Here is a 2,149-nt window from a genome sequence, read left to right as displayed (position 1 = left end):
CTCTTCAACGTCAAAAAATCCCGCCTGCTTCATGATCCATACTCCAATCAACGCAAGGAAAATGGAATCACAGAGCAGACCTCAAAACCAGAGGGTTTTTCGAACCCTCCATTTTCGGAAAACTGATAATGTTGTATATTCTTATTAATGAGTGTTTTAGATGTCATGATCAGTCGAGAGAACAGGATTTTCAGAATGTTTCCAGACCTTCTCAGAGAAATGTATTTTTATGAACTTGATTTTAGAGAAAAATCCTTCACTAAAGCTCAGTTTTCAGTGGCAACAAATATTGCCATATTGACTGGTGTTATATATATACTTAGATCAACAGACAATAAAGCAAACATACATACGCTTTTACTGTTATATATACCAATTTTTATTGGTCTCGTTCTTATAATATTATCAATGGTAAATATTTTTAAAGCTTTAACTGGGCATAAATATAAATTAATCACTCCAGAAAATGGTTTCAATAGTTTATGTAGTCTGCAACAGTATAATGAAGATATTAGAAGATACAATATAATTCACTTAGCCAATGAGAGTGAGGTTAATATTGAAAGTGCTATGGTCGAATATTTTTCCCCAGAAATTATTGAGTGCATAAATTCAAATCTAAAAATAAATAAGAATAGATCAAAAAACAATAGGTTAGCTATATTATTTATTATATATTCTTTGATCCCTTTTTTATTTTCAGCAATTATTTTTATTGTTTTCGACCTTGATGCTTCGTCACCTCGCAAAGATCAAGGAATTGAAGATAAAAGTATTGAGAATTCTCTACGGAGCATCGATATGCAGTTGCAAAAAAATCGTTTTCCTTTATCGTTACCAGACTTAAAAGAACCTTTAACGCTGGAAGTTCCTTCAAATGGGCAACGACAGACCCGTCTCCCAAAATCCACCGCCACCGCCACCGCCACAACGACCACACCTCGAGCCAAGCAAAATAATAATTGTCACAGAAGATCTGAAAGATCTCCCGGCTTGTAAAAATAAATGATTCTAACGGACTACCCGTAGGAATCAGTTCGGCGTCATAATTAGTCGATAGAGTTTCTGATGCTAATTTGGGTAGGCAGTCAGATTGCAATCTAAATCTGACTGCCTACCCCTTCGCTGAGTTGTTTGTTCGGTAATTAGAAACAGACTGGCCCCAGTCGCATTCGTCTTGGATATTTGGTGCGGAAACTGTTTTGACAATGCCGCTGTCGAAACCTTTTTCAAAAGCCTGAAGGCGGAATGGCTCTGGAGGTAAAACTGGGCTAACCCGTCGTCAGGCGACTGCTGCCATCTTCCAGTATGTCAATGATTTCTACAATCCACGTCGACGCCATTCATATCTGGGCAACATAAGCTCTCTCGCTTTCGAAGCAAGAGTGGCATAGTCACTTCCTGACCGGCACAAAACCGTTACAAGTCCAATACCTATGGGGTTCTTCTGTTACATACTGTAACCTAAAGTAGAACAGTTGGTCGGAATATCCAGTCAAGCGTCACTCACCCTCGTTTCAAGGCAGGAGGCAGGAACTTATCGATTTCGCCGGGATTGAAGGTATAATCTTCCTTCATCTGTAGCGCTTTCTGCGCAAGGTTATACGCCTTTGGCGTTGTTCCAGGGGCTGATTTGTAAATGGCTGCGAGGGCGTCTTGTAACTGGTCACGCCGCTCACGCGCAATCTTTTCATCAATTATACGGCTAACTAGGTCAGTTAGCAGCGACAAGTATGACTCGCGAATCGCCCACATGTCGGCAGCAGTATCTCTGTGTTTCTGAGCGGTTGCTCCGGGATCAAAACCTTTCATGTAACCAGAGATGAATAATGTGATCAGCGAGACGAGTGCTGTCATTGCTTTCAACAGAAAATCTTCTGTGAATAGAACCGCAAGCGTGCCAGACGTTGTTATTGCCGATAGAGCGATTTGCCAAATTTTGAACCGTCGTAGAGTTTCTGCACAAAGATCTCCCTGCTTTTCGTGAGTTTTGTGCGAGTAAACGAGGCGTGCAAAGCATTCACGCAGTTGCCCTTCAGTAAGCATCCGGAGAGAGCCGCGGGCGTAATCAGGCTTTGATGGTATTATTGCTGTGGTGAAGGGTTTTCCAGTGCCATGGCAGGAGTTCATGGAGGCGTGGATTTGGCAT

The 2,149-nt window shown here is 41.4% G+C and carries 2 protein-coding genes and 1 pseudogene; 2 read left to right on the top strand and 1 reads right to left on the bottom strand.

From position 1 onward, the window contains the following. Positions 1–195 precede the first annotated feature (195 nt). Both GOB82_RS13130 and GOB82_RS13125 read left to right on the top strand, forming a co-directional pair. Entirely contained in the window at positions 196–999 is an 804-nt protein-coding gene (locus GOB82_RS13130; RefSeq protein ID WP_166123767.1) for a hypothetical protein, read from the top strand. Between the two features lie 193 nt (positions 1,000–1,192). After that, positions 1,193–1,394 (top strand): annotated as a pseudogene (locus tag GOB82_RS13125) (IS3 family transposase); the annotation flags it as partial. 112 nt (positions 1,395–1,506) lie between these two features. Here GOB82_RS13125 and GOB82_RS13120 read toward each other — a convergent pair. Next, a partial coding sequence (locus GOB82_RS13120; RefSeq protein WP_198911982.1) for an SLATT domain-containing protein occupies positions 1,507–2,149 on the bottom strand: 643 nt, incomplete at its 5' end.

Origin of the sequence: Acetobacter farinalis, from assembly GCF_011516935.1 — a bacterium.
GTDB classification, from domain to species: Bacteria; Pseudomonadota; Alphaproteobacteria; order Acetobacterales; family Acetobacteraceae; genus Acetobacter; species Acetobacter farinalis.
The sequence above is the reverse complement of the archived record's forward strand: the minus strand, read 5'-3'. Positions and strand labels throughout refer to the sequence as shown.